Genomic DNA, 20,590 nt, shown 5'->3' on the forward strand with positions numbered 1-20,590 from the left:
CGGGCGCCTCCGGCTGATCTCGCCGGGAGGAGTGGCCCGGCGGCCACTACGGAAGTAGTGCCACTACTCGCGTAGTGGCACTACTTCCGTAGTTCCGGGGGTCGTACGGGCCCCCGGCCCCGCTCAGACGCCGGCGGGCTCCTGGGCCGGGGCGTCGGAGGCGGCGGCCCCGGCGGGCCTGGCCGAGCGGATGGTGACCACGGCGGCGAGGGCGCCGACGAGGGCGATGGCGGCGGCTCCGAGGAAGGCGGCGGAGAAGCCGTTGGTGAGGGCGGTCGCGTCGCCGGTCTCACGGGAGCCGTGGGCGGCGGCGACGGCGGTCATCGCGGCGAGGCCGAGCGCGGAGCCGACCTGGTAGCCGGTGTTGACGATGCCGGAGGCGAGGCCGCCCTCCTCCGGGCGGGCGCTGGAGAGCGCGGTGCCGAGCGAGGGGATGAAGGCCAGCGACATGCCGACCGCCGCGAGCAGCGAGGCGGGCAGGACGTCGACCAGGAAGCTGCCGTCCGGGCGGGCGAAGGAGAGCCAGAGCATCCCGCCGGCGAGGGCGGCCAGTCCGGCGACGATGAGCGCCTTGGGGCCGAAGCGGGCGATGAGCCTCGGCGCCAGCACGATCATCATCACCATGATCGCGGCGGTCATCGGCAGCAGCGCCGCCCCGGAGGCGAACGCCTTCAGGCCGAGCACCTGCTGCAGGTAGAGGTTGAGGAAGAACCACATCGGGATCCAGGCCGCGGCCATCAGGAACTGCGCGAGGTTGGCACCGGCCAGGTTGGGGCTGCGCCAGATGCCCAGACGCATCAGCGGCTCGCGGCGCTTGGCCTGGATGGCGACGAACGCGCCGATCAGCAGCACGCCGGCCGCGAGGACGAGCCAGGTGCTCGCCGAACCCCAACCGGTCTCCGGGGCGCGGACGATGGCGTAGACGGAGGTGGCCAGGCCCGCGGTGACGGTGATCGCGCCGAGCCAGTCGACCGAGCCGCGGCGGGCGGCGGCCGCGGGCATGACGCCGGGTGCGACGGCCAACACGGCCACCGCGACCGGGATGTTGACGAAGAAGACCCACTCCCAGCTGAGGTACTGGGTGATGACGCCGCCGAGGAACACCCCGGCCGTACCGCCCGCGGGGGCCGCGGCGCCGTACAGGGCGAGCGCCTTGCCCAACTCCTGCGGCCTGCCGCCGAAGAGCATCATCAGCAGGGTGAGCGCGGAGGGCGCGATCAGCGCGGAGCCGGCGCCCTGGAGGGCGCGGCCGGCCAGTTCGACCCACGCGGTGCCCGCGAGCCCGGCCACCAGCGAGCCGATCCCGAGGACGGTCCAGCCGGCCGCGAACAGCCGCTTGGCGCCGAGGAGGTCGGAGAGGCGGCCGCCGAGGAGCAGCAGCCCGCCGAAGGCGACGACGTACGCGTTGAAGACCCAGGACAGGTTCTCCGGCGAGAAGCCGAGCGCGGTCTGCATCTTCGGCAGCGCCACGCCGATGATCGAGGTGTCCATGATCACCATGAACTGGGCGAGCGCGATCAGGCCGAGCGCCGTCCAGCGGCGCGGTGAGGGGGGTGCACTGAGGTCCGACACGACCGGCTCCAATACCTGGGAGGGGTATCTCCTTGACGTCAGGAAACTTACCCCCAGGGGGTATCCAGCACAAGCCCCGGTGCTGACATGGCCTCACGTCGGACTACCCCATGGGGGTATCGGCTGTGGGGTATCAGCTGGAGGAGAAGGAGAGCGAGGGCCTCATGGGGCACAGCTCGCGAATGCCGGGCAGGGGGATCCCGGGGTGCCCGGCCGTAGCCCGGCGGGTTCGGTGGAGACGGCCAGGGCGAGGGCGTCGAGGTCGAGCGCCACTGCGGTCACCCGATCATTCGCCGGGGCACAGGCCGGGGCGCAGCGCGCCGGTCCCGGCGCTCACCGGCCGCTGCGGCGTGGCGGCGCGCCCCCTCAGGCGCCCGGCGCCAGGACCCCGTCCAGCAGCGCCCGGACCGTCCCGGCCGCGAACTCCTCGGCACCGGCCGGGCGCAGCGCCCCGTCCGGCGCCTCGTCCGCGTAGAAGAGCTCCAGGAAGGCGCGATGGAAGCAGGCGCCGATCAGCAGCATCGCGGCGGCGTCCGGGTCGATCGTGGAGGAGACCCGGCCGAGCCGCTGCTCGGCGCGCAGGTAGTCGGCGAGGTGGGAGGAGACGTGGTGCGGCCCGGCGTCGCCGAGCTTCCTGCGGTGGGCGGCGAGCAGGTCGGGGCTGGCGAACAGCGAGCCGGCCATCGGGAACGACCGCCGGTAGAACGGCACGGCGATCCGGACCACCGCCTCGAGCTGCTCGCGGACCGTGTCCTCCCCCGCGCGGCCGGGCAGTTCGGCGACGGCGGCGGCCAGGCGCGGCGCGCGCTCGCGCAGGACGCGGACGAAGATCTCCTCCTTGTCGCGGAAGTGCTTGTACAGCGCCGCCTCGGAGCAGCCGGCCTCCCGGGCGATCTCCTTGGTCGTGGCCCGGACGATCCCCACGGTGCCGATCAGTCGGGCGGCGGCGTCCAGCACCCGTGCCCGGGTGCGCGCCCCACCGGTCAGCGCCTCGGTCTCCACGTGCCCCTCGTGCGTCATGGGCGCCAGCCTACCTTGACAGGTGGGTGAGCACTCACTCACCATCGAAGCAGAGGAGGGTGAGTACTCACCCACCCCCTCGTCCACGCACCTGCCCGCCCCTGGGAGGGGTCATGAAACTCGTCGTCCTCGGTGCCACCGGCGGCGTCGGCCGCCACCTGGTCACCCACGCGCTCGCCGACGGCCACCTGGTCACGGCCGCCGTCCGCGACCCGGCCCGGCTGGCCGTCCGCCACGACCGCCTCACCGTCGCCCGGGCGGACGCCCTCGACGCCGCCTCCCTGAAGCCGCTGCTCGAGGGCGCCGACGCCGTTCTCTCGGGCATCGGCCAGGCCGGCCGCCACGACGCCCTCAAGCCCGCCTCCACCTCCGCCCGCGCGGTACTGGAGGCCATGCGCGCCACCGGCGTGCGCCGTCTGCTCACGGTGAGCGCGGGCCCGCTCAACCGCGCCGGAACGGGCCAGAACTTCGTCTCCACCAAGGTGTTCGGCCCGCTGCTGTGGGCATTCCTCAACGAGCTCTACACCGACCTCGAGGCGATGGAGCGCATCCTGCGGGCGAGCGAGGTGGACTGGACGGCCGTACGGCCCCCGCGCCTGACCGACCGCCCCGGGCTGGGCCGCTACCGCCACGCCGTCGAGGCCGGACCGGCCGGCGCGAGCATCCCCCGGGCCGACGTCGCCCGGGCCATGCTCGACCTGGTCTCCGACGAGGCCACCTACCGCCACGCGGTGGGCGTCAGCTCCTGACGCCCACCGCACGGCTGCCCGCCACTACTGGGGCGGCTGGTCCTGGTCGTGGCCGAGCTGCTCCTTGAGCTTGTCCTGAGCGGTGTCGACCTGGCTGCTGTACTTGCCCTGGGACTTCTCGTCGACGAAGTCCCCGGTCTTGTCGATGCCCTTCTCGGCCTGGTCCTCGTGGCCTTTCAGCATCTGCTTGAGCTTGTCCATCACCGACATCGTGGCGCTCCTTGGAGTCTGGTTGTCAGGTGGTAGCCCCAGCATCGCCCTTCGCGACCCGCACCGCATCCGCTGGCCACCCGCTTTCAGCCGCCTTCGCGCTCACCATGTGTGACGACAGGGCCGAGCACCACCCAGTGGGCCGGCAGCTCGATCCGCTCACCGTCCGGGGCGAACTCCGTGGTGGCCAGCGGCAGTTCACCGGCGGCGAGGATGTCCAGGCCCGCCGCGCGGAACAGGTCGGCGAAGGCCGCGTCGGCGACCTCCGCGGGAGTCAGGCCGTGGGTGAGGACCGGGCGCAGCTTCGGGGGCGGCCCGGACGGGCCCTTCGCCAGCCCGGCCAGCACGCCCTTGGCGGACTCGGCCAGTTCGAAGACGAAGGCCCGGCCGCGGGCGCCGAGCAGCGTGGCGACGGCCTCGACCACCGGGCGGCGGTCGGCCGGCTCGCTCTGGTGGATCAGCCCGCGCACGTACACGTTGGCGTCACCCAGTTCCTCGTGCAGGGCCCGGACGGCCTCGGCGTCGGTCGCGTCCAGCCGGGCGAACTCGGCCCGGTGCGCGCCGTCCCCGCGCCGGGCCAGCTCGACGGCCCGGGCGGACAGGTCGACGCCGATGGCGCGCGGGAACCGGTCGGCGAGGAAGCGGGTCTGGGTGCCGTTCCCGCATCCCAGGTCCACGACCGGGAGTTGACTGTCCATCAGATACGGTTCGAGCAGGGCGAGATGGCGCTGTGCGCTGAGCCCGGCCTCGGCGTCCCAGATCACCGATCCCGGCTCCTCGGGCGCGTCGCGCCAGAAGCCCTCCCAGGCATCCCTGTACCGATTCGTCACGCCCACGGCCGAAACCTCCGGATGTCACCAACAGTGTCGCGAACGTGCCTATCGGTACCGACCTCGTGAATCAAGCACCCGCCCACGGTCGGCGGGGCGGGTTAGGCTACGACCTCGCCGAACGGGTGGGTTCACCAACTACCCTCGCGCCCCGGGGCGTTCGGCGAGCGCCGTCGTCGCACTTCGGGAGGGAAGACCGTGCCGGACCGCACCACCTCGGACGAGCAGTTCGCCAAGGACCTCGCAGGCTTGCTGGCCGCACCGCACACGGTGCCACTGGGCCTGAAGCCCGGCATCCCGTGGTTCGACTTCGACCTCGCCTTCGAGCTCGGCCTCGGCTACGCCAACCGCGACGAGATCGCCGCGGCCGAGGCCGTGGCCTCCACTGCTCTCGCCTCGCCCGGGGCCAAGCTCCAGGCAGCGGGGCACCTGGTGACCGCCGTGGTGCACATGAGCCGGGGCCGATTCCGCCGGGCCTGGTCCGCGGCCGGGAAGGCCGCGAAGGTCGCGGGCGCCGCCGACCCGGACGTCGCGGCCGAGGTGGCCTACGTCCGGGGCCTCGTCCTGGAGGGCAGGGGGAACCACCGGGACGCGAGCCGCCAGTACGCGCTGGTCGCCGACTCCGGCCGCCCCCGCACCTTCGGCCGCGCCGCGCTCGCGATGGGCGGGATGCTCGCCCGCGAGACCCAGGACTGGGACCAGGACGCCTTCGAGACCCTCGCCACCGCCGTCGCCACCGGATTCGAGGAGGTCGTCGGTCCCGCCCAGCTCATGCAGGCGCTGATGGCCGACCGCATCGGCGACCAGGACCTCGCGGCCTTCCTCTACCGCGAGGCGACCCGCACCACCGTCCCCCGGACCGCCGCACAGGCTTCCTTCCACCTCGGCGACCTCCTGCGCGGCCGCGGGGAAACGGAGGAAGCCCGCACCCACCTCGCCGCCGCCGCCCGCTCCAGCGACCCGGAGTTCTCCGCGAAGGGAGCCCTGGCCCTGGGCGTCCTGCTCATGGAGGCGGGCGAGACCGCCGACGCCCTCGAGGTCTTCACCTTCGCCTCGAACTCCCACTACGAGCCCGGCGCGGCCCGTGCCCACTGCCACCTCGGACTGCTCGCGATCGACGCCGGCGACCACGCGACCGGCGAACGCCACCTGAGGATCGCGCAGCGGCACAAGGACCCGCAGGTCAAGGCCGCCGTCGACGAGGGCCTCGCCCACCTCCGCAGAGCCCGTGGGTGATGCGACGTCCGCAGCCCGGCCCCGGAGCGCCGTCCCCCTGTGGCCACCATTATCCTTTACCAAGTTGCCTTTTTAACCTGGTAACGCTTTCATGGACGGCATGAACCAGCGAAACACTCCTCCCGTGCTCGTCACCGGCGCGACGGGCCGGGTCGGCCGCGTCGTCATCGACCGACTCCTCGATGCGGGCGTGCCGGTCCGCGCCCTCGTCCGCCGCCACGAGGCGGCGGCGACACTGCCGGCGGACGTCGAGGTCTTCACCGGCGACCTCACCGTGCCCGAGTCGCTCGACCCCGCACTGAACGGCGCCGGCGCCGCCTTTCTTGTCTGGACTGCCCCGCCCCGGACGGCCGCGGCGGTCGTCGGGCGACTGGCGGCCCACGTGCGGCGCGTCGTCTTCCTCTCCTCCCCGCACCGGACGCCGCACCCGTTCTTCCAACAGCCCAATCCCGTGGCGGCGATGCACGCGGAGATCGAGCGGCTCATCGCGGCCACCCGACTCGAGTCGACCATCCTCCGGCCGGGGATGTTCGCATCGAACTCGCTCGCCTGGTGGGCGCCCGCGATCCGGGCGGGAGAGGTCGTCCGGTGGCCGCACGGCGCCGCCGAGACCGCGCCGGTCGACGACCGGGACGTCGCCGCCGTCGCGGCGCGGACCCTCCATCACGACGGACACGTCGGAGGTGACTACGTCCTCACCGGACCCGAGTCGCTGACCCAGGCCGCACAGGTGAAGGCTGTCGGCGACGCCCTGGGGCGCCGGATCGCCTTCGAGGAGATGACACCGGACGAGTTCCGGAGCCTGTCGGAGGGCTCGGCGCCCGCCCCGGTCGTCGACATGCTGCTCGCCGCATGGAGCGCGGCGGTCGGACAGCCCGCGTACGTCACGACCACGGTGGCCGACATCCTCGGGACGGCGCCGCGCACGTTCCACCGGTGGGCGGCCGACCACGCCGCCGAGTTCACGGAGAGTTCGTAGCCCCGCAGGCCCTGCCGTTGCCGAGTCGTGACCAACCCCGATGCCGTCAACCCGTTGCCCTTCCCATCCGGAATAGTTAAATTCCATTACCAGATAGGTGATCGACAGCGTTCCGAGGAGACCCCCACCTCATGGCAGCTCGCACCCGGCCTGACGGTCCGCCAACCGAACCGGACCGGCTGGCCGCCTGGGCGCTCTCCCGGATCGCGGCCGCGGCCGCGGAGGACGCGCACGTGAACGCCGTCATCGACCTCGACCGGCCGGCGCGCGCCACCGAGCCGAACCTCGGCGGCCGCTTCCACGCGCACCCACTGGGCAGGACGACGAGCCGACACCAGGTACCTCGACTGCGCTTCCATCTCGAAGGCATCTCCTCCCAGCGGCTCCGGGACGAGGACAGCGAGGAGCCGTGGGCCGCGCTCCTCGACCCGGCACGCCTGATCCGGGGCATCGGAGCGGTCAACGAGGCGCGGTGGAGAGGGCCGTGGCTCGAACTCGGCCTCATCCCGCACCCGATGTTCGCCTCCCCCACCGACCCGTGGCTGCCGCCCGGCGCTCAGAGCCTGACCGTCCAACTCGACCCCGCCACAGGCTTCCTCCACTCCGCCACGCTCCTCGACGACCTGGGTCCGGTCGCCACCGCCCGGGTCGTCGAACTGGACCTCCTCCAGGTGTCCGACCCGAACCCGGCGGGCACCGTCCTCGCCCGCATGGCCCGGACCCTCCTGGAGCCGGCCCGCCTGACCGCGCTGATCCACATCGACGCCGACCCCTGCGACGACCTCTTCCTCGCGCCCCTGCCCTCCGCCCGCTCCTGGACCGTCTCCTGCGACAGCGCACGCCTGACGGTCACGGGCGACTACGAACCCGACCGGACCAGCCCGGCGGCCGCCCGCCTCGCCGAACTCCTCGCCCCCGCCCGCATCGTCTCCCACCTGGCCCGGGTCACCGCCGCGTCACCGAACTCCGTGAGCGCCACGGTGCGTCCGTTCCGCACCTTCCCCTTCAGCGCCTGGGCCCCGGACGAGACCCTGACCTGCCGCTTCACCGTCGACCCGACCACCGGCGTCCTCCTGCACGCCGAAGCGACCGCCGAGCACCGCCTGCTCCTCCGCCACACCGTCACCGCACTGGGGCCCGAACAGCCGGACCAGCCGGCGGGTTGAACCTCCGCCGAGGTCTCCGGCCCCGCGCGAGCCCGTCCTCACAGCGGCGGGCGCTTCCCCGCATGGCCGGGGGCCGAGCAGCCGAGCGACGGTACCGACCCCTGGATGGGTGCTGCTTCCCCGTGCTTGTATGGGTCGCATGGTGTCCGCCGACCGATTGCTCGCCTTCGCGGCCATGTCATTCCTGCTGATCATCGTTCCCGGCCCCAGCGTGCTCTTCGTGATCGGCCGGGCACTGGCGCAGGGACGCCGTGCCGCCCTGACCACGGTCGCGGGGAACACGCTCGGCGCCTACGCATTGATCATGGCCGTGGCGTTCGGCCTCGGGACGGTCGTGGAGCGCTCGGTTCTCGTCTTCACGGCGCTCAAGCTGGCGGGCGCCGCCTACCTGGTGTTCCTCGGCGTCAAGGCGTGGCGTGAGCGTGGGTCCTTGCATGCGGCCGTCACCGGGGCGGGAGGCACGAAGAGCGCTCTGCGGACGTTCGGGGAGGGGTTCACCGTCGGCGCGACCAATCCCAAGACCATCGTGTTCTTCGCCGCCGTCCTCCCGCAGTTCGTCGACCGCGATCAGGGACGTGTCCCGGTGCAGATGCTGCTCCTGGGCCTGGTCTTCAGCATGATCGCCGTGATGTCCGACATCGTGTGGGGCCTGGCCGCCGCCACCGCCCGGGACTGGTTCGCGCGCTCGCCGCAGAGGCTCTCCCTGGTCGGCGGGATCGGCGGGCTCACCATGATCGGGCTCGGCGTCACCGTCGCCGCGACGGGACGCAAGGACTGATCCGGCCCACCCGCCCGGGCGGCACGACCCTCGGGCCGGCGGGATCTCCTCACGTTAATCTCAGCCTTCCTCCTACACACTGACCCCACGTCAGCGTCCCGGGCCGGACTCCCTCCCCTCTCCCCCCGGTCGCGGCGGACACACGTGCGGCGGTGAACTGCCGTGACATCAGGGGGCGTTGTTCCGCAGGACCGCCCCTACGAGTCCGACGGGTACGGCAAGTGATGAGCCTGGAATCCCTCGTACCGATCGGAGGCGTTCTCCTCGGCGCAGGACTGGAGTTCCTGGTCTTCGGCCGGCGGGCGGCCGGCGCCCCCTCGCCCTGGTGGCGTGTGCTCTGCCGGGTGGTGGTCGTCCTGGCGGCCGCGGTACTGCTGTTGGCACCCGGTACAGCGACGAGCGTCTTCGCGCGAGGCGCGTCCGGGCTGCTGGCGGGAATCCTCCTGGCGGCGACGGTGGCACTCGTCAGGCCGCCTGCTCGTAGCGGCCGTCGGCGCGGTGGCGCATGATCGCCGCGAAGGTCATGGTCACGGGTGAGAGCCTGTTGGTCGTCGCGGGCCTCATCCGGATGCTCTTCACGGTTCGGCGTCGGACGAGGTACCGGATCGCCGGAGCCGTCCGTCCCGGGTACGGGGTCTTGCAGCCCACGGGGGAACTCCTCGCCTCGGCGGCGCTGAGCCTGGGTATCGGTTGGGCCTTCTCCCGCCACCCCGTGCCCGATCTTCTGAGCCTTGCCGTGCTCGGGGTCTGGCTCCCCGCGGTTGCCGGTAAGGCGCTCGCCTGGATGATCCGTCAGGAGGAGTCGCCGCTGCGCGGAGGCCGGGGGTGGCTGGTGACGGCAGTGGCCGTCATCGGTGGTGCGACCGCGGGATTCGCGCCCGAGGTCTTCTGACGCTGTCCATGATCGCTTCCGTCCACCTCCACCAGCCCCGTGCGGTCCTGAGCCTCATCGGAATCTCAGGTTCCGCACGGCATCATCGGCTGACAGCGAACATCCGATCGAAAGGCCCCGACATGTCGACGACACTGCGGAGCACACCGTCGGCCACCTCGAAGGGGGCCTCCCGGCACGGCCGCCGTCCTGCCGGATCGACCGGATCGAGCGGATCTAGCGGATTGAACCGGCTCGTCGGCCCGGTGGCGGTGGTCATCGTCCTGGCTGTGACGGTCTTCTTCGGTCCCGAGCTCGCCGACCACTTCGTCGACCTGCTGACCCGCTGAGCAGGCCCCCCGTAGCCCCCGCAGGGAGAAGGACCGTCGTGACCGCTCCCAGCCCCCGCCGCATCCTCCTCGCGGCCCGCCGGATCGCGTGCCTTGCCGTTGCCGGGCACGACGGCCGGCCCCGGGGGCGGGCGCCGGCCGCGCGGAACCCGGCCCTCGCCCTGCCCCCGGGCGAGTGCGGCACCGTCGCCCGCTCCCTCCGGTGGGCCGTGACCGGGGCACCGAAGGGCTCCGTCGAGCTCAGCCTCCCGGCCCGGCTCCCGCCGGTTACCGTCACCCCTGAGCAGCTGCGCCCGGTGGTGGCGGCGATGGTGGAGTCCGCCCTGCTGCGCACCCCGCCCGGCGGGCGGGTACTGGTACGGGCGGAGGCGGTCCAGGGGCGCCATGGCGATCCGGGCGAGATACAGGTCCGCGTGGCGGACCGGGGGCTGAGCCTGACCGGCGAGGCGAAGTACGGGATGTTCCCGGGGCAGCACGACACGATCCCGGGCCAACGCTGGACTCCCCCCGAAGGCGGCCGCCTCACCGTCGAGGACAACCCGGGCGGCGGTCTCGTGTTCGTCCTCGTACTCCCGGTCGCCGCCCACCGCTGAGCGGACCGACACCTGGGCCGGCACCTCGTCCGGCACCTCGTCCGGCACCTGGGCCGGTGCCGGTCAGGCGCGGCCGACGCGCACGCCGCGGTCCGCGATCGCCTGCTCCTGGTCGCGGGCGAGGTCGTCGTCCGTGACCAGGTCGTGAACCTCTGACAGCGGGCAGATCGAGGCGAAGGTCACCCGGCCGATCTTCGAGCTGTCCGCCAGGACGACCGCCCGGCGGCTGCTGCGGAGGAAGGCCCGGTCGGTCTGGGCCTCCATCTCGTCGTGCGTGGTGCAGCCCTCCTGGGCGGTGAGGCCGTCCACCCCGGTGAAGGCCACGTCGAGGTGGTAGTGCGCGAGCATGCGCTCCGCGTCCGGTCCGACCAGCGCGTAGCTCGCCGAGCGGGCGAGGCCGCCGGTGACCGCCAGGCGCACCTCCGGACGACCCGTCAGCTCGGCGGCGATGTTCACGGCGTTGGTGACCACGGTGATCCCGCGACGGTCGGCGAGAACCCTCGCCAGCTCGGTGGTCGTGGTGCCTCCGGTCAGGCCGACCACCGCCCCGTCGGGGACCAGCTCGGCCGCCGCCCGGGCGATCCGTGCCTTCTCCTCCTGCCTCCGCTTGCTCCGGTGCCGCAGCGGCAGTTCGGTGTTCACCGGCCCGGTGATCGCGCCGCCGCGGGTGCGGTGGATCAGGCCCTGGTCGTGCAGTTCCTTCAGGTCCCGGCGGACCGTGGCGCCCGACACCCCGAGCAGGGCGCAGAGTGCGTGCACGTCCGCGCTCCCGGCCTCGGTGACGTGCGTCAGGATGCGGGCGGCGCGATCGGCCTTGAGCCGGGAGGTGGGTGCGCTCCGCAGGCTCACCCGGCCAGCACCGGGGACTTCAGGACGCCGAGGAGCCGGGCCACCTCGGCGGCCGTCGCGGCGCGGCCGGGGCCGAGGTAGCGGCGGGTGTCGACCAGGGCGCGGTCACCGTCCAGGCTCTGCCGGACGGCGGCGGTGAAGACCTGGTTGAGGTGGGTGGCGATGTTGATCTTCGTCATGCCCCGCTCGACGGCGAGCGTCAGGTGCTCGTCGGCGACGCCGGAGGAACCGTGCAGCACCAGCGGCACGGGAACGGCGGCGCGCAGCTCCGCTATCAGGTCGAAGTCGAGTTCGGCGTCGCGGGTGGTCATCGCGTGCGAGGTGCCGACCGCCACCGCGAGCGCGTCGATGCCGGTGGCCGCCACGAACGCGGCCGCCTCGGCGGGGTCGGTCCGCGCGCCCGGGGCGTGCACGCCATCCTTGCCGCCGACCTCGCCGAGCTCCGCCTCCACCCAGACGCCCGCCGTGTGGCAGTGCGCGACCACGGCCGCCGTGGCCCGGACGTTCTCCTCGTACTCCAGCACGGAGGCGTCGAACATCACGGAGGTGAAGCCGAGTTCGACGGCCTCCTCGACCAGTGCCGACGTGGTCGCGTGGTCCAGGTGGACGGCGACCGGGACACCGGCCGCCCGGGCCACGGCCAGGACCGCGGCGCCGATCGGGGCCAGGGCGCCGTGGTAGCGGACGGCGTTCTCGCTCAGTTGGAGGACCACCGGGCAGCCGGCCGTCTCCGCGCCGGTGACGATGGCCTCGGCGTGCTCGAGCTGGATGACGTTGAACGCGCCGACACCCTGTGCGGCGGAGGCCGCCTCACGGATGATGGCACCGGTCGGGGTCAGGGGCATTGCGGGCTCCTCAGGGGTCGGACCTCCACGAGCGGACGCAGGCGCGCGTGGACGGCGGAGTCGAAGTCGCCGGCCAGAGGCGCGGCGACGGCGGCGGCGGAGAGTGCGACGGCCTCGGCCAGCCGATCGGGCCAGGGCGTCCCGTCCACGAGGCCGAGGGCGAGCGCGGCCACCGCCGCGTCCCCGGCGCCGGTCGGGTTGCCGGACAGTCGTTCAGGCTGCCGGGCGCGCCAACTCCCGTACGCCGTGACGGCGATGAGGCCCTCGGCGCCGAGCGAGGCCACCACGGACCGGGCGCCGGCACCGCGCAGTGATTCTGCGGCGGCGACGGGGTCGCTCAGCCCCGTCACGGCCGCGAGTTCGTCCGCGTTGGGTTTGACCAGCGTCGGCATCCCCGCCAGCGCCGCCCGCAGGGCCGGTCCGTCCGCGTCCACCACGGCGGGCACCCCGTGGCTGCGGGCCAGGCGGACCAACTCGGCATAGGCGTCGGCCGGAACGCCCTGGGGGAGGCTCCCGGAGAACACCACCGCCATGGCCCCGGGCAGCAGCGCGTCGATCCGGTCGAGGATGCGGTCCCATTCCTCCGGGCGTACCACCGGCCCGGGTTCGAGCAGGACCGTGGTGTCCCCCGCCGACTCGTCGACGACCGCCGTCGTCCGCCGGCTCTCGCCCGAGATCGGCACCAGCTCGTCGGTCAGCCCGGCCGAGGCCAGTTCCCCACGCAGCAGCACACCGGTCGCACCGCCCGCCAGCCCGGTGACGGCCGTGCGCTCGCCGAGCGCGTGCAGGACCCGCGACACGTTGACGCCCTTGCCCCCGGCGCGCTCGGTCACCGACCGGACGCGGTTGCTCGCCTGCGGACGGAGCCGGTCCACGCGGTACGTGACATCCAGCGCCGCGTTGAGCGTGACGGTGAGGATCACAGCAGGACCACCTCCCGCAGCAGTTCCTCGGCGAGCACCGCCGCACCCCGGCAGGCGGCCTCGGGCCCGAGCGCGATCACCGGGCCACCTCTGCCGGGTCCGGTCACGGCTGGTTCAGCACGATCGAGCGGGTGAGGTTGCGCGGCCGGTCCGGGTCCATGCCGCCCAGTTCGGCGCGCGCGACGGCGAGGCGCTGGGCACGGATCAGGTCGGCCATGGGGTCCAGGTCGCTGACCGACACCTGGGCGCCGACGGCCAGGACCTGCTCCACGAGCCCGGTCGGAGGCTCGCCGAAGAACCAGACCAGGGTGTCCGGCCCGGAGATGCTGATCGGGCCGTGCCGGTACTCCATGCCGGGGTAGGACTCGGTCCAACTGATGGCCGCCTCACGGAGTTTGAGCGCGGCCTCGTTGGCCACGCCGACGGTCCAGCCCGCCCCGAGGAAGGTGATCTGCTTCGCCTCGACGGCGCCCTCGGGCAGCGGCTCGGACAGCGCCCGCCTCGCCTGCTCCGGCAGGTCGGCGGGGGCCAGGCCGAGGTGGCCGCGCAGGAGGGCGAGCGCCGTGGTGGCGAACCGGGTCTGCACGACGGACTTCTCGTCCGCGAACTCCAGGTCCACCAGGGTCTTCGCGGCCGCACTGATCGGCGTGGAGAGGTCACCGGTGATCGCGACGGTCGGCAGGTGCTCCGCGCGTCCGAGCGCGTCGAGCACCTCGGTGGTGGTGCCGGACCGCGTGATCGCGAGCAGACGGTCGTACGTGCGGGCGGCCGGGTACTCGGAGGCCGCGAAGGCGTCGGTCTCCCCCAGCCCGGCTGCCTCGCGCATCGAGGCGTACGCCTGGGCGATGTAGAGCGAGGTACCGCAGCCGATCACGGCGACGCGCTCTCCGGTCCGGGGCAGTCCCTCCGCGCCGGTCTCCAGGGCGCGGCTCCAGCACTCGGGCTGGCTGGCGATCTCCCGCTGGACGTGACTCATGGAAGCCTCCTTGGGCGCTGTGAAGCACCTTGCTCGAAGTTGCTCCATGTATAGCCCTGAGAGCCATCTCCAAGCAATACCGCGCACTCATTGAGCATCTTTGCGCATATTCACACGCGGCAGTCATCCCTGGCGCAACCGTCGACCCCTCGGCTCCCGGACCGTCACCCGGCTCGGGGGGCAGGTCGTCCCCGCCGAGAGCCGGCACCTCCACAGTGGGCAGCGGGGCGATTCATCGAATCCTCAGGTTCCTGCTGCGATGATCGGCCGGTCGGCGGCGGCGCCTTCCCGGCCGCCCCACGGAGGGGAGGCGGTCGTCGACGAACGCCTGTTCGCTGTCATGGCGGTGAACGCGAACCGGCACGTGGCTGTGCACCTCACCAGGGGTCTCGTCCCCCCGGACACCCGGTGAGGTGCACGGCCGCCGGAGCCACGGGCCGAGCGATCCCGAGCAACCCCTTCGAGCGACGAAGAGAACACGTTGATCCCGAGCCATGGCAACGCCGCCGCACGACACCGTCCGTCGTGACCGACCCGATGCTCACCGCCGAGGAGTTCGCCGTGCTCGAGCCGGAGTCCCGGGCGTGACGCCTCCGGCTCTGGCCGGGTGGCTGCGCCGCCCCGGCCCGCCGACCCCGGCGGGGCGAATCCGCCGTCTCCGCCGACGCATCGCCGTACTGTTCGCCCTCGTCAGCGGCCTGGGGCTGGTCGGCATGGCGACGATCGCCGTGCACGGGGACAACGCCTCCTGGCACTTCCAGGTCGAAGCCGATCTCAGGCTCCGGAGCAGCGAGTTCGCCACCGATCTGCGCTACGACGAGGACGGCGACCTCCTGCTCCCCGACCCCGTGGAGGGCGGGTACGACTGCCCGCCGGTGACGGTGTTCACCCGCAGCGGCGATCACCTCGACGCCTCCGCCGTCCCGTACCGCCCCTGCCAGGTCGTGCCGACTCCCGCACTCGAGGCGATGGCCGCGAAGGCCGCGCGGACCGGGGACGTGGCCACGGGCACCACGACCGCGGCGAACGGCCGCAGGCTGCGCCTGTTCGCCCAGCCGTACCCCGGGCCGGGAGGGGAGGAGAACGGCACGGTGGTGGTCGCGGCGGACGACATCACCGAGGTTCTCGCCGCCCACGACCGGCTGACGCTCCTGATCACCATCGCCTGCACCGTCCTGGTGGCCGGCTCCGCGCTGGCAGGGCACTGGCTCGCAGGCAGAGCCGTGCGGCCGGCGCTCACGGCGCTCGACCAGCAGGAGGCATTCTTCGCGGACGCCGCCCACGACCTCCGCACGCCCGTCGCCTCGCTGCGCGTGCTCGCGGAGACCGGACTGCGCGGCGAGGCGGAGAGCGCGGAGGTCATGCGCCGCACGCTCCGTCAGTCGACCAGGATGAGCGAACTGGTCGACGATCTGCTGACCCGCGCCCGTCTCATGGCCGGCGCCGTACCACTGAACCGGGAGCCACTGCGGCTGGACCAGCTCGTCGACACCCTCGTCGCCGACACCCCGACGGACGGGCACCGGGTGAGCGTACGGGCCGAGCCCGTGGTCGTCCTCGCGGACGCGGGGCTGCTGCGCCGAGCCGTCGCCAACCTGTTGGGCAACGCTCTGGTCCATGGCCGGACCCCGGGCGGGACGGCCGACATCGAGATCACGGTCGCGTCGGACGGCACCGTCACGGTGGACGACGCCGGGCCCGGCATCCCGCCCGAGCAGGCCCGGTCCCTGTTCGAACGCTTCCACAGCGGCAGCGGTTCCAGCGGTCTCGGCCTCTCGATCGCCGCCTGGGTGGCCCACGCCCACGGTGGTTCGCTCAAGGTCACGACCAGCAGCCGGGGCGGGTCCCGGTTCCTGTTGCGCGTACCCGTTCAGAAGCGGCCCTGACGCCCGTCTCCCGTCCTCTGGTTCATGTCCTGCGGGCTAGTAGTCTTGACGAGGAAGAGTAAAGGAATTTAACTTTATTCGCGCCGGCCGAACGGGCCGGCGCCTTCTTTTCGACTCCTACCGACAGCAAGTCCGGACGGTCCTCCCAGTGCCGGTCGGGCCCGCACACGAGAGAACCCGCCGATGATCACAGACACTCCTCTGCTCTCCCACGCGCACAGGAGCCCCGACCTTGCGCCCGACACCACCGACGACAGTCCCACCCACACGGTCATCGGCGTCGACTTCGGCGGCACCAAGACAGAACTCGCTCTCGCCGACCCGCACGGGGCCATCCTGGTCCGCAAGCGGCTGGCGACCATGGCCGAGCGGGGCCCCGACCAGGCCATCGCACGCGCCGCCAAGGCCGTACGACAGCTGGCCGCCGAGTCCGAGACGCGCTTCGACGCCCCCGTCGCCGCCCACGCGGCCGTCGCACCGGGCATCATCCAGCCCGAGCGCATCCTGCTCACCCCCAACCTGCCCGGCTGGGAGGGTCTCGCCCTCTCCGCGCGGCTCGCCGACGAGTTCGGTGTGCCGACCGTCCCCGTCGCCAACGACGTCCGGGCCGGGGCACTCGCGGAACTGCGCCTCGGCGAGCTGCGAGGAGCCGAGCCCGGCCTCTACGTCAACCTCGGCACGGGTCTCGCCGCCGCCCTCACCGTCGGCGGGAACGTCGTGTACGGCGCCAACCAGGCAGCCGGCGAGATCGCGTACGCCAACCCGGGCAACGCTCCGCTGGACGCCGTCTCCGCCGGGCGAGCCCCGTTGGAGGAGATCCTCGGTGGCAAGAACCTCACCGACCGCGCCAGGGCGCTGCTGGGCGAGTCGGCCACCGGCGGCGACCTCTTCCGCAGCACCGACCCCGCCGCCCAGGAGCTGGCCGGACAGACACTCACCGCGCTCGCGACCGCGCTGGCCAACATGGCCGTTCTCGTCGACCCCTCGCGCATCGTCCTCGGCGGCGGCCTGATGTCCGTCGCCGATCTGATCCTCCCCCAGCTCGAACGCCTGCTCGCCGCCGCCCTGCCGTTCCCGACCGAGCTCCGGGTCGCCCGGTTCCGCCAGGACGCCTCCCTCTACGGTGCGATCGTCCTCGCGATGGACAGCCGGCCCGCGCCGGTCATCGGCCCCGACTTCGACTACGACCTGGGAGAGCACTGATGGCCGCCCCGTCGCCCGCCACCGGCCCCGCCACCGCCCCCGGCGCCCGGATGTCCTCCGAGATGCGCGAACAGCCCGCCGTCCTGGCATCGCTCGCCGACCAGTGGCCGGAGCTGACCACGCGGGTCGCCGCTCTGGTCCAGGGCGCGGCACCGTTCGGTGTGGCGTTCCTCGCACGCGGCTCCTCCGACCACGCCGCTCTCCTCGGCCGCTACGCGGTCGAACTGCAGACCGGCCTGCCCACCTGTCTGGTCGCGCCGAGCGTCGCCACCGCCTACCAGCGGGAGCCGAAGGGCTTCGCCGGCTGGCTACTGGTAGCGCTCTCCCAGTCCGGCCGCACCCCGGAGATCGTCGACCTGGCCCATCGCTACGCCGATGCCGGCGCCCGGGTGGTCGCGGTGACCAACGACGTCGAATCCGAACTCGCACGCGCCGCCGCCCTGTCCATCGCCCTGGGCGCAGGCCCTGAGCTGGCGGTGCCGGCCACGAAGACCGTCACGGCCCAGATGCTGGCCGTCCTGGCCGTCGCGGCAGGTCTCGGCCCCGGCGGCCTGACCCGAACTCAGGCCGCCGCACTGTCCGGTGCGGTGGAGCAGGTGCTCGGCGACACGGAAGCACCGAGCCGGGCGGCCGAGTTGCTGGCCGCGCACGACCGGGTCGCAGTCGTCGGGCGCGGTGCCTGCTACCCGTCGGCGCTGGAAGGCGCGTTGAAGCTCCAGGAGACCACCGGCCTGATGGCGCACGGCTTCTCCACCGCGGACTTCCGGCACGGCCCGATCGCGGTCTGCGGGCCCACGGCTCCCGCCCTCCTGCTGGCCGGCTCCGGACCGGCGGACCAGGACACGCTCGACCTCGGCCTCGCCCTGGCCGAGCGCCGCGCCCCCGTTCTGCTGGCAGGCACCGCTCCGCACGCCGACCTGTCCTGGCCGGCCACCGGCGGCCTCGGCGAATGCCTGCTCGCCACCGTGCGGGGCCAGCAACTCGCGCTCGCGACGGCGAAGTTCCGGGGCGTCGACCCGGACCGGCCGGTCGGGCTCAACAAGGTCACCCTGACCAGCTAGTGCCGGCTGTGGCCGGGGAGACCGCCCGAACGCGAACGGGCGGCCTCCCCGGCCGCACCCGCCGCCGCCCCTTCCGAATTCCGCATCACGCCAACCGTCTGGGACATTGACCGGGCATCAGGCCGTGGCCATGGCCTTGGCCTGCCAGTAGCCGAATCGCTCGAGCGGGTCCCCGTCGAGCGTCCACGGCCACTCGGTGACCGTGCCGCCGAGCAGCCGGAAGACCCCGGCGCTTTCGGGCACTCGCCCGGCCCGGACGAGGGCGAAGGCGAGCAGGTTCAGATCCGCGAGGGCGGCGGCGTGCCGCAGGTGACCCGGTCGGAGCCACTCTGCCAGGGCCGCGTTCACCGCTCGTACGGCCCAGGGGGTCGTCCAGTGGTGACGCGCGAGCAGCGCCTCGACCCCGGGCCTGGTGGTCTTGCGGGTGTACGCGTCGATCACCGCGGTCAGTTCGACACCCGCCGCGGGCGCATTCGACGGCATGGAGGCTCGGAGCGACTCCACGAAGTCCATCTGGTTCCTGCTCGAACCGCACTCCTCCGGCGACAGGTACCGCAGCATCTGCAGAAACGCCTCGCGGTTCCACGGATCGCGCGAGACGACTTCGTCCCAGACGGCGAACAGCTCTCGCGAGTCGGCGCGGACCAGGCGCAGGATTCCGAGCAGTGCCACCCAGGCGGTGGGGTCGGCGGGGACGGCCTCTGCGGCGCGGTGACAGTACTCGACGGCGGCCCGGGCATCGTCCATCCGGCCCGCGTGCCGTCCACGGACCAGGCCGACCCATGCCTCCAGGACCAGCCCGTCGGCGTCGCGCGGGCTGCGCATCCGCCAGGCGCGGGCGAGTTCCCAGGGCGCGGCGGCCTCGGCGATCACGGCCAGCCGGTGCGTACGACGGTCCCAGTCGGTGCCCGCCTCGCGCAGCAGCCGCTCGATCTGCTCGATTCGCATGCCGTCGTGTCCCGGGACGGCGCGGGAACCCAGTTGTCTTCGTACATGGCCGAGTTCCACGTCGTCGAGCTCCGGCCGCAGGCGGGGGCCGGAGTCGCGGAATCTTCGAAGGATCGACATGCGACGCCCACCAGTTGCTCGTATCTGATTGCATGGACCGTAAATCACGCAGTTTCACGCGCCAATGAGCAAGTTTGACACAGACCGAGGGCCGTTCGCGAGCTTCACCGGGCCGTCGCCCCGAGGCCCGGCGCCCCGGCGGACCAGCCCGAAGCTGACGGACCGCCACATCCAAGGACGGGGCCCCGGTCACGAAATCCTCGTGACCGGGGCCCCGGGATCGGCTGTCACAGAACCGGAAGGTGCCGACCGCGGCTGGTTCCGGTCAGTTCCGGTACCGGAACACGATCCGGCCGCGCATCAGGTCGTACGGCGGGAGCTCCACCCGCACCCGGTCCTCCAGATAGATCCTGATGTAGTGCTTGCGCATCTTCCCGCTGATGTGCGCGAGCACCCGGTGGCCGTTCTCGAGCTCCACGGTGAACATGGCGCTGCGCAGGCACTCGACGACCCGGCCCTCGGCCTCGATGACGCTCCTGTCCTTGGTCATCGCACCAGCTCCAGGTTGCTGCTGACCGGCCGGGCACCGACGCCCTCGAACAGCGCCGTGGCTGCCCTGTTGGACTCGTGGACCTCGGCCCGGGCCTCGGCGTACCCGGCGCGGTGCAGCGTGCCCAGCGTGTCGGCGAGCAGCGCCCGCGCGATGCCCCGGCGCTGTTCACCGGCCCGGACCGCGACCAGCCCGACGCGAGGCCGGTGCAGCGTCACCACCACCCGGATCAGACCCAGGTAGCCGTCCGGCGCGGAGGCCACCGCGTACTTCGACGGGTCGACGACGGTGTCGCCCTCGGGACCGTGGTAGACCTCCGTCGGCATCGACTGCCACCACCCGGCGGTCGCCTCGACCTCGTCCCGGATCGCGCGGTCCACAGCCCGCAGCAGACCCTCGTCCGCCTGGCCGACCGGCACGATCGTCACGCCCGAGGGCGGCAGGACGCCCGCGAGCCCGGTGACCTGAGGGTCGGTCGGTACGTCGTACTCCCATTCGCGGCGCCGGGTCGTGAAACCGGCCCGCTGCCAGCGGGCCGTCAGCTCGACGTCGGCCTCGTCGACCACCGTGTACAGCGGCGACGGCAGGTCCGCGAGCATCGCCTCGGCGAGCCGGTCGAAGGCGGCCTCGTGCCAGGCGTCGATGCTGACGAACAGGCGGCCGTCAGGCCGGTCCGCCGCATACCCGCTGCCGACCACCAGGTCGTCGTCCAGTGCGTGCCATTGCCCGTCCGCGACGCGCGTGATCCTCACCGCGTACTCGCTCGGGCCTGAGGTGAAAGGTGTCGTGTTCATCGGAGTCTCCTTCGGGAGTGCCTCGATCTCAGGCGCTCCCGGCGACACCGAACGTCAGCCGCTGGACCGTGGCGGAGTGAGGGAGCACCCATGGGTGACTGTGTTCACGGGTCTCACCTCCCTACGACGACTTCACGATCC

Annotated in this window: 21 protein-coding genes; 10 read left to right on the forward strand and 11 right to left on the reverse strand. The window is 72.8% G+C overall.

Going from position 1 to position 20,590, the window contains the following annotated elements; translation table 11 throughout:
- Nucleotides 1–123: 123 nt before the first annotated feature.
- Nucleotides 124–1,572 (reverse strand): MFS transporter, encoded by a 1,449-nt coding sequence (locus tag IH61_RS0107335; protein WP_031066702.1) that lies wholly within the window; start codon nt 1,570–1,572, stop codon nt 124–126.
- A 366-nt stretch (nt 1,573–1,938) separates the two neighbouring features.
- The gene (locus IH61_RS0107340; RefSeq protein ID WP_031066704.1) at nt 1,939–2,592 is read right to left on the reverse strand and encodes a TetR/AcrR family transcriptional regulator; all 654 of its coding nucleotides are present in this window, start codon (nt 2,590–2,592) and stop codon (nt 1,939–1,941) included.
- Between the two features lie 113 nt (nt 2,593–2,705).
- On the opposite strand from IH61_RS0107340, the gene IH61_RS0107345 reads away from it, so the two are divergent.
- Entirely contained in the window at nt 2,706–3,341 is a 636-nt protein-coding gene (locus tag IH61_RS0107345) for an NAD(P)-dependent oxidoreductase (RefSeq protein ID WP_031066707.1), read from the forward strand.
- Between the two features lie 24 nt (nt 3,342–3,365).
- Here IH61_RS0107345 and IH61_RS0107350 read toward each other — a convergent pair whose 3' ends face one another.
- Nucleotides 3,366–3,551 carry an antitoxin gene (locus IH61_RS0107350; protein WP_031066709.1) on the reverse strand — a complete coding sequence of 62 codons (186 nt, stop codon included), beginning with the start codon at nt 3,549–3,551 and terminating at the stop codon, nt 3,366–3,368.
- 86 nt (nt 3,552–3,637) lie between these two features.
- A complete protein-coding gene (locus IH61_RS0107355) occupies nt 3,638–4,387 on the reverse strand; it encodes a class I SAM-dependent methyltransferase (protein ID WP_031066712.1) in 750 nt (249 codons plus the stop codon).
- 192 nt (nt 4,388–4,579) lie between these two features.
- On the opposite strand from IH61_RS0107355, the gene IH61_RS0107360 reads away from it, so the two are divergent.
- The 6 genes from IH61_RS0107360 to IH61_RS0107390 all read left to right on the forward strand — a co-directional run bounded on the left by IH61_RS0107360 (nt 4,580) and on the right by IH61_RS0107390 (nt 10,354).
- Nucleotides 4,580–5,617, forward strand: a complete 1,038-nt coding sequence (locus IH61_RS0107360) for a tetratricopeptide repeat protein (RefSeq protein ID WP_031066715.1) — start codon at nt 4,580–4,582, stop codon at nt 5,615–5,617.
- A 100-nt stretch (nt 5,618–5,717) separates the two neighbouring features.
- The gene (locus IH61_RS0107365; RefSeq protein WP_031066717.1) at nt 5,718–6,596 is read left to right on the forward strand and encodes an NAD(P)H-binding protein; all 879 of its coding nucleotides are present in this window, start codon (nt 5,718–5,720) and stop codon (nt 6,594–6,596) included.
- Nucleotides 6,597–6,727: 131 nt separating this feature from the next.
- Nucleotides 6,728–7,762 (forward strand): hypothetical protein, encoded by a 1,035-nt coding sequence (locus IH61_RS0107370; protein WP_031066721.1) that lies wholly within the window; start codon nt 6,728–6,730, stop codon nt 7,760–7,762.
- Between the two features lie 139 nt (nt 7,763–7,901).
- Nucleotides 7,902–8,540, forward strand: a complete 639-nt coding sequence (locus tag IH61_RS0107375) for a LysE family translocator (protein WP_031066724.1) — start codon at nt 7,902–7,904, stop codon at nt 8,538–8,540.
- A 637-nt stretch (nt 8,541–9,177) separates the two neighbouring features.
- Nucleotides 9,178–9,432: a hypothetical protein gene (locus tag IH61_RS0107380; protein WP_158844759.1), complete on the forward strand. Its 255-nt coding sequence runs from the start codon at nt 9,178–9,180 to the stop codon at nt 9,430–9,432.
- Nucleotides 9,433–9,799: 367 nt separating this feature from the next.
- Nucleotides 9,800–10,354 (forward strand): HAMP domain-containing histidine kinase, encoded by a 555-nt coding sequence (locus IH61_RS0107390; RefSeq protein ID WP_031066730.1) that lies wholly within the window; start codon nt 9,800–9,802, stop codon nt 10,352–10,354.
- 63 nt (nt 10,355–10,417) lie between these two features.
- Here IH61_RS0107390 and IH61_RS0107395 read toward each other — a convergent pair whose 3' ends face one another.
- The 4 genes from IH61_RS0107395 to IH61_RS0107415 all read right to left on the reverse strand — a co-directional run bounded on the left by IH61_RS0107395 (nt 10,418) and on the right by IH61_RS0107415 (nt 13,947).
- On the reverse strand, nt 10,418–11,203 hold the full coding sequence (locus IH61_RS0107395; protein ID WP_234327068.1) for a DeoR/GlpR family DNA-binding transcription regulator: 786 nt from the start codon (nt 11,201–11,203) through the stop codon (nt 10,418–10,420).
- On the reverse strand, nt 11,200–12,048 hold the full coding sequence (locus IH61_RS0107400; RefSeq protein WP_031066736.1) for a class II fructose-bisphosphate aldolase: 849 nt from the start codon (nt 12,046–12,048) through the stop codon (nt 11,200–11,202). The genes IH61_RS0107395 and IH61_RS0107400 overlap by 4 nt, the downstream gene beginning before the upstream one ends.
- On the reverse strand, nt 12,039–12,971 hold the full coding sequence (locus tag IH61_RS0107405) for a 1-phosphofructokinase family hexose kinase (protein ID WP_031066740.1): 933 nt from the start codon (nt 12,969–12,971) through the stop codon (nt 12,039–12,041). The genes IH61_RS0107400 and IH61_RS0107405 overlap by 10 nt, the downstream gene beginning before the upstream one ends.
- A 103-nt stretch (nt 12,972–13,074) precedes the next feature.
- Nucleotides 13,075–13,947 (reverse strand): SIS domain-containing protein, encoded by an 873-nt coding sequence (locus tag IH61_RS0107415; RefSeq protein ID WP_031066743.1) that lies wholly within the window; start codon nt 13,945–13,947, stop codon nt 13,075–13,077.
- A gap of 584 nt (nt 13,948–14,531) precedes the next feature.
- On the opposite strand from IH61_RS0107415, the gene IH61_RS0107425 reads away from it, so the two are divergent.
- The 3 genes from IH61_RS0107425 to IH61_RS0107435 all read left to right on the forward strand — a co-directional run bounded on the left by IH61_RS0107425 (nt 14,532) and on the right by IH61_RS0107435 (nt 18,097).
- The gene (locus tag IH61_RS0107425; protein ID WP_051836457.1) at nt 14,532–15,833 is read left to right on the forward strand and encodes a sensor histidine kinase; all 1,302 of its coding nucleotides are present in this window, start codon (nt 14,532–14,534) and stop codon (nt 15,831–15,833) included.
- Nucleotides 15,834–16,016: 183 nt separating this feature from the next.
- Nucleotides 16,017–17,036 carry an ROK family protein gene (locus tag IH61_RS0107430; protein ID WP_051836458.1) on the forward strand — a complete coding sequence of 340 codons (1,020 nt, stop codon included), beginning with the start codon at nt 16,017–16,019 and terminating at the stop codon, nt 17,034–17,036.
- The gene (locus IH61_RS0107435) at nt 17,036–18,097 is read left to right on the forward strand and encodes an SIS domain-containing protein (protein ID WP_051836460.1); all 1,062 of its coding nucleotides are present in this window, start codon (nt 17,036–17,038) and stop codon (nt 18,095–18,097) included. The genes IH61_RS0107430 and IH61_RS0107435 overlap by 1 nt, the downstream gene beginning before the upstream one ends.
- Before the next feature lie 117 nt (nt 18,098–18,214).
- On the opposite strand, the gene IH61_RS0107440 is transcribed toward IH61_RS0107435, so the two are convergent.
- The 3 genes from IH61_RS0107440 to IH61_RS0107450 form a co-directional block, all read right to left on the reverse strand.
- Nucleotides 18,215–19,045, reverse strand: a complete 831-nt coding sequence (locus IH61_RS0107440) for a hypothetical protein (RefSeq protein WP_051836461.1) — start codon at nt 19,043–19,045, stop codon at nt 18,215–18,217.
- Between the two features lie 385 nt (nt 19,046–19,430).
- Nucleotides 19,431–19,655 (reverse strand): translation initiation factor IF-1, encoded by a 225-nt coding sequence (infA, locus tag IH61_RS0107445; protein WP_031066758.1) that lies wholly within the window; start codon nt 19,653–19,655, stop codon nt 19,431–19,433.
- On the reverse strand, nt 19,652–20,449 hold the full coding sequence (locus tag IH61_RS0107450; RefSeq protein ID WP_031066760.1) for a GNAT family N-acetyltransferase: 798 nt from the start codon (nt 20,447–20,449) through the stop codon (nt 19,652–19,654). The genes infA and IH61_RS0107450 overlap by 4 nt, the downstream gene beginning before the upstream one ends.
- Nucleotides 20,450–20,590: the final 141 nt, after the last annotated feature.

The organism is Streptomyces sp. NRRL WC-3742 (assembly GCF_000720635.1).
Taxonomy (GTDB): domain Bacteria; phylum Actinomycetota; class Actinomycetes; order Streptomycetales; family Streptomycetaceae; genus Kitasatospora.